Origin of the sequence: Arthrobacter sp. NPDC058288 (assembly GCF_042880995.1) — a bacterium.
Lineage (GTDB): Bacteria > Actinomycetota > Actinomycetes > Actinomycetales > Micrococcaceae > Arthrobacter.
Genome location: NZ_JBHVYH010000018.1, coordinates 1 through 5455, shown reverse-complemented (window position 1 = coordinate 5455; position 5455 = coordinate 1). Strand labels below are relative to the sequence as shown.

Genomic DNA, 5455 nt, shown 5'->3' with positions numbered 1-5455 from the left:
TCCCCCCGGGGCCGGCCGGCCCGGGGCTGCCCGCCGCGCGCCCCACCACCTCCCCCCGCCCCCCCCCCGGCGGCCCACCCCGCGCGCACCCCCCGCCGTCGTCCGCTCCTGTTTGTTCCGGGCAGCCGAATCAGCCGATCGGCTCGGCCATCTGTTCCACCACATACTGGGCGTCCACGGAAGCGCCGGTCACCGGATCGGCCATCTCCACCTTCCAGCTGCGGGCGAACTGGTCCACCCCGTGGGTCATGGCCACCGTGCCCGAAATAAGGACGGTGCCGGGCTCATTGAGGCCGCGTTCAGTGAGGACGTCCAGCCAGTAATCGGGGCTCAGCAACGCGCCCAGCGAGCTGTCCTGGATGAGGGTGTCCGGCGTATCGCCCTCGCCCACCCAGCCCCTGAGCGAGATCTGGTCCAGGTGCTCCCGCACGTCGTCAAGGCGCCAGGCTTTGCGTCCCAGGACGTCAGGGCTGGCGTTCTTGCTCCAGGCAACGCCGTGGACCTCAAGCTCGCGGTCCGTGTGGTCGCAGGCCACCGTCAGCAGTACGCCGTCCTCGGTGATCACCAGCGCCCATTCGGCTTCCCCTGAAGTCCGGCCGTGCTGCACGCGGACTTCGGAAACCTGCTGGGCCAGGTACGGCGACACGGGATAGAGCGCCGGTGTGGTTGCGGGGCCGGGAACTCCCAGCTCGGCCAACTCGGCGATATGGGCCTGTACTTCTTCCTGTTCCCGCCCTGCGTAGCCGGCGTTCAGGAGGTGCTTGACCTGGACTTTCCTGGTGGTGCCGTCGGGAAGTTCGAAGCTCAGAGTCGTCATGTTCTGTCCATCCTTTGCGTGTCCTGCTCGAGAAATTTACAAACCGGAAACCGGAAACGATCGCCAATGTACATCCAGTATGCGTAATGTATACATTTAACGCCAGCGTGACAGGCGTCACCGTAAACATCTCGTGGAGGACAACACCATGGCCAACGTCCCAGTTCAGGCTTCCGGCGCAGCGCCGCGCCCGGGCAAGCCGATGCACCCGAAGGGCCTGTACAAGGCCTTTGCTGCAAGCCTTACCGGTACCGCACTCGAGTGGTACGACTTCGCTGTCTACTCAGCCGCAGCCGCCGTCGTATTCCCCATCGTCTTCTTCCCGTCATCCGATCCCCTCACCGGCACCATCCTGGCGTTCTCCACCTACGCGGTGGGCTACGTTTCCCGCCCCGTGGGCGGCATCATCTTTGGCCGGCTCGGCGACCGGATCGGTCGCAAGAAGGTCCTGGTCACAACACTCATGATCATCGGCGTGGCCACCGTGCTGATCGGCGTGCTCCCCGGGTACGGCAGCATCGGCATCACCGCCCCGATCATCCTGGTGCTGCTCCGCTTCGCCCAAGGCGTGGGCGTAGGCGGCGAATGGGGCGGCGCCGTACTGCTCTCCAGTGAATACGGGGATCCCCACCGGCGCGGCTTCTGGGCCTCCGCAGCCCAGGTGGGGCCGCCCGCCGGCAACCTCATGGCAAACGGCGCGCTGGCCGTCCTCACCCTCACCCTGACCGAAGAACAGTTCATCAGCTTCGGCTGGCGCATCGCTTTCCTGGTCTCGGCCCTGCTGGTCGGATTCGGCCTCTGGATCCGGCTGAAGCTGGAAGACACCCCGATCTTCAAGGCCATCGAGGCCCACGGCGAACAGCCCAACGCCCCGGTCCGGGAGGTCTTCAGCAAGGAACTCCGGCCGCTCGTTGCCGCCACCCTGTGCCGGGTTGGTCCTGACGTGCTCTACGCCCTGTTCACTGTTTTCACCCTTACCTACGGCATCCAGGCCCTCGGCTACGAGCGCAGCCAGGTCCTGACCGCCGTCCTGATCGGTTCCGCATTCCAGCTGTTTATGATCCCGCTGGCCGGCGCCGTCTCGGACCGCTTCAACCGCCGCCTTGTCTACGGAACGGCGGCAGTGCTGGGCGCCGTCTGGACGTTCATCTTCTTCGGCATCCTCGGCGGCGACAACGAGCCGATGCTGATCGCCGGAATCGTCCTGGGCCTCATGGCACACTCCTTCATGTACGGACCGCAGGCCGCCTTCATTGTGGAGCAGTTCTCCCCCAGACTCCGGTCCACCGGCAGCTCGCTGGCCTACACCTTCGCCGGCGTGATCGGCGGCGCCATTGCTCCGCTGATGTTCACGCTGCTGCTGTCCCAGTTCGGCACCTGGATTCCGGTAGCCATCTATGTGGCCGTTGCCGCCGCCGTCACGGCAGTGGGCCTGGCACTCGGACGGGATTCCAACACCGTGGAGGATGAGGACTACCGCCTGCTGCTCGAAGGATCGGCAGCAGCGCGCCAGGAATCCGCCGTCGCGGAATCCCGCTGACGGTCCGGAGTTTTTGTCCACATCATGGGTTCAAATAGCCTTGCAAGTCGCGTTATGTGGACAAAAACTCCCTCAGGTGCGGAGCAGGATGTCCCGGGTCACGGCCAGGTGATGGTCAATGGCTTCCTGCGCCTTCGCCGCGTCGCCGGACACCAGGGCATCGAGGATGTCCTGGTGTTCGGCACACACCTGCTCGCGCCGTCCTCCGGTACGGAACAGCGCGGACACACCCACCAGGATCTGCCGGACGTGGAGTTTGCTGTACGTCCGGGAAATGAGCTCGTTTCCGGCGGCGTCAATGAGCTGTTGGTGGAACAGGGTGTCCAGGCGGATGAACTCCCGGGCCGCCTCCGGGTTCAGGTCCTCGGGAAGGGCCGCCTGCTGGTCCAGGGTGTCCTGCATTGTCCGGGCAGGGACGCGTTTCTGTTCGATGACCAGGCGCGCGGCATGGCTTTCCAGCACTCCCCGCAATTCCATCAATTCGGACATTTCACGTCCGGTCACCGGGGGGACGTACGCTCCGCGCTGCGGAATCAGTTCCACCAGTCCGTCCGAGACAAGCAGCAGGAGCGCTTCCCGTACCGGAGTGCGCGAGACCCCGATCTCGGCGGCAAGCTCCTGCTCATTAAGGAATTTCCCCTGGACTTCGGGATCGATCAGGATATTTTCGCGCAGGTACGCGTACGCCTTCTCGCGGCCGGACGCCGCTGTCCCCGAACTTTTTCGCATACATCATGTATACAACAGACTGGAGTAATTTCATGCGTTTAGCAGTGGCCCAAATCATCACTGGAGCCGATCCGGCAGCCAACCTGGAGCTGATCCGAGAATACGCCACCCGGGCCAAAGCCGCCGGGGCCGAGCTGGTGGTGTTTCCCGAAGCGGCGATGCGCGCCTTCGGCAACAGCTTGGCGGACATCGCCGAGCCGCTGGACGGACCGTGGGCCAATGCCGTCCGGGCCATTGCCGGCGACCTGGATATCGCCGTCGTCGCCGGCATGTTTACCCCCGGGGACGATGGCAGGGTGCGCAACACCCTCCTGGTCACAGGCCCGGGGATCGATACTTCCTACGACAAGATCCACCTCTTTGACGCATTTGGTTTCGCCGAGTCCGATTCGGTGGACGCCGGCACGTCGCCGGTGACGTTCGAACTCAACGGCACGGTGATCGGCCTTGCCACCTGTTACGACGTGCGCTTCCCCGCGCTCTTTGCGGCCAACGCGCGGGCCGGGGCCCAGGTCAATATCGTCTGCGCCTCGTGGGGCGCCGGCGAAGGCAAGGCGGAACAGTGGGACCTGCTGGTGCGGGCCCGCGCCGTGGACAGCACCACCTTCGTGGTGGCATGCGGCCAGGGCGATCCCGCCAGCATAGGGCTGCCCGACGCGGGCACCGCGCCCACCGGCATCGGCCACAGCGCCGTGGTGTCACCGCTCGGCACTCCCCTGGTCACCTTGGGCGCGGAGCCCGAGCTGGCCGTGGTGGACATCGACCCCGCCGTCATCACCGACGTCCGCGCAAAACTGCCGGTCCTCGCCAACGCGCGGAGCCTTTAGCGGGCAGTACGGAAACAGACGGTACGGAAGCGGACGACGGCGGGACCTCCCGCCGTCGTCCGCTTCCGATGCTTTCGGCCGCCAGAGCCGCCCGTCCGGCAAGCTGATCTGGTCACGCACCGCGGGCGACACTACGCTGGCTGGTACCCCCTCCAGGAAGAAGGACACCGTGGACGAACAGGACATCCTGCACCGCATCCAAAGCCTCGTTGAAGAGGAACGCGATCTTCGCGAAAAAGCGGAGTCCGCCGCGCCCGGCGCCGGGCACACCCCGGACCGTACACGGCTCCAGCGCATCGAAGAGGACCTGGACCAGTGCTGGGATTTGCTGCGCCAGCGGCGGGCCAAGATGCAGTACGGCGAGAATCCGGATGAGGCCGAGGTACGGCCGGTCAAGCAGGTGGAGGACTACCGCGGCTGATTTGACCTTGTTTTTGGCTGCCGAAACCACCTGGTGCCCGCAATATTCAGGAGCTCTTTGACAGGTTCTGTGACAAGTGCCATAGTCGTCATATGAACCTGTTGGACAGCTGGACAGCTGCACAAGATCGAGTGGTGCGAGTTGGCGCGGCCGAGGCCGTGTTCGCATCCCTCCGCAGCGCCATCGAGGGTGGCCGGATTCCGGTCGGCACGCGTCTCGACTCCGAAGCCTCGCTGGCCAAACAATACGGTGTGAGCCGGACGATGGTCAGGGAGGCGCTGCGTTCATGCACCGCCCTGGGATTGACCGCCACGCACACAGGCAAGGGGACCTTCGTCATCGCTGACAAGGTGGCCCAGGACCTCAAGCTTGGCAAGTATTCGGCCAGCGCCCTGGTGGAAGCCCGCCCCCACGTCGAAGTGCCTGCCGCCGGCCTGGCAGCCCAGCGCCGCAGCGCCGAAGATGTGGAGGCTCTTCGGGAGATCCTTCGGGAAATGTCCGAGGAGGATGATCTGCAGCAGTGGGTGCTGTTGAACACCGAGTTCCACGTGACCATAGCCCGGTGCAGCGGCAACGGCGTGTTCGAATCATTCCTCTCGGACATCTGCGATGCCATGGCGAACCAGTCCAACACCCTCAACCTCGTGGCTGACCGGCGCAAGGAATCCGGCGAAGAGCACGCGCGCATTTTCGCTGCAATCGAGAGCGGATCAGCCGAGGAAGCATCCCAGGCCATGAGGATGCATCTGCACGGGGTGGAATGCGCCCTGGGCACCATCGTCCCCGGAAGAGAGAATTCCACGTCCGGCCATACACGCTAAACCCCAAGCCCAGAATTTCACCCGGCGTCCCCTGACCTGTCCTGCCCGCCGCAACCCCGCGTGCCTCCCTGCCGTGGCACACCCATGCCTCCTGCTGGCTGCGCGTTGCTTCAGCCTGCCCCGGCCCAAGCTCTTTGCCCCACAAATTTCCCACAGCCCGAGAATTTCCACGTCCAAACCCGTCAACGAAGCCCCGCGAGGACCCCCATGACCGAAACCGCATCAGCCGCCGCCTTCCGTTCCGAGCACGATCTCCTGGGTGACCGGGACGTTCCCGCCGCCGTGTACTGGGGTGTCCAC

Annotated in this window: 6 protein-coding genes; 4 read left to right on the top strand and 2 right to left on the bottom strand. The window is 65.1% G+C overall.

Annotation, left to right across the window (positions count from 1 at the left end; translation table 11 throughout):
- Positions 1-130: 130 nt before the first annotated feature.
- Complete coding sequence (locus tag ACFVWT_RS22545; protein ID WP_390251879.1) at positions 131-817, bottom strand: DUF2848 domain-containing protein; 687 nt, start codon at positions 815-817, stop codon at positions 131-133.
- A 148-nt stretch (positions 818-965) separates the two neighbouring features.
- On the opposite strand from ACFVWT_RS22545, the gene ACFVWT_RS22540 reads away from it, so the two are divergent.
- Positions 966-2357, top strand: coding sequence for an MFS transporter (locus tag ACFVWT_RS22540; protein WP_390251877.1), 1392 nt, complete (start codon positions 966-968; stop codon positions 2355-2357).
- A 72-nt stretch (positions 2358-2429) separates the two neighbouring features.
- Here ACFVWT_RS22540 and ACFVWT_RS22535 read toward each other — a convergent pair whose 3' ends face one another.
- Positions 2430-3086, bottom strand: a complete 657-nt coding sequence (locus ACFVWT_RS22535; protein WP_209742389.1) for a GntR family transcriptional regulator — start codon at positions 3084-3086, stop codon at positions 2430-2432.
- 32 nt (positions 3087-3118) lie between these two features.
- Between ACFVWT_RS22535 and ACFVWT_RS22530 the strand changes: the two genes are divergently transcribed.
- The 3 genes from ACFVWT_RS22530 (at position 3119) to ACFVWT_RS22520 (ending at position 5155) form a co-directional block, all read left to right on the top strand.
- Positions 3119-3913, top strand: a complete 795-nt coding sequence (locus ACFVWT_RS22530) for a carbon-nitrogen hydrolase family protein (protein ID WP_390251875.1) — start codon at positions 3119-3121, stop codon at positions 3911-3913.
- A gap of 169 nt (positions 3914-4082) precedes the next feature.
- Entirely contained in the window at positions 4083-4334 is a 252-nt protein-coding gene (locus tag ACFVWT_RS22525) for a DUF2630 family protein (RefSeq protein ID WP_390251873.1), read from the top strand.
- A 92-nt stretch (positions 4335-4426) separates the two neighbouring features.
- A complete protein-coding gene (locus ACFVWT_RS22520) occupies positions 4427-5155 on the top strand; it encodes a FadR/GntR family transcriptional regulator (protein WP_209742386.1) in 729 nt (242 codons plus the stop codon).
- The last annotated feature ends 300 nt before the right edge of the window (positions 5156-5455 follow it).